The organism is Vibrio sp. 1078-1 (assembly GCF_033340475.1).
This window is the reverse complement of the sequence record NZ_JAWOWM010000743.1, coordinates 1-551: the sequence shown is the minus strand read 5'-3', so window position 1 is coordinate 551 and position 551 is coordinate 1. Positions and strand designations below refer to the sequence as shown.

General features: G+C 45.7%; 1 protein-coding gene. It reads left to right on the top strand.

Annotation, left to right across the window (positions count from 1 at the left end):
* Positions 1-551 (top strand): dihydropteroate synthase (locus R7190_RS29820; protein ID WP_318138202.1); only part of this gene is annotated, 551 nt, incomplete at both ends.

Genomic DNA, 551 nt, shown 5'->3' with positions numbered 1-551 from the left:
GAATATGACCTTTCTCCAGAAGATATGGCAGAGCATGTAAAAGAGTGGGCTAGCAGCGGCTTTTTAAATCTGATTGGTGGCTGTTGTGGTACAACGCCGGAGCATATTCGCCAAATGGCGCAGGCCGTTGAAGGTGTTACACCTCGCGCTTTGCCAGATTTGCCTGTTGCTTGTCGTCTCTCCGGATTAGAGCCATTAACGATTGAGAAAGAGACTTTATTCATCAATGTCGGTGAGCGAACTAACGTCACAGGTTCTGCTCGCTTTAAACGTTTGATCAAAGAGGAACAGTATGACGAAGCGTTAGAAGTCGCGCGTCAGCAAGTTGAAAATGGTGCCCAAATCATCGACATCAACATGGATGAGGGGATGTTAGATGCACAGGCTTGTATGGTTCGTTTTCTAAACCTATGTGCCTCAGAACCAGAAATCTCCAAAGTGCCAATCATGGTCGACTCTTCCAAATGGGAAGTGATCGAAGCGGGTCTGAAATGCATTCAAGGTAAAGGCATTGTGAACTCTATCTCTTTGAAGGAAGGCAAAGAGAAATT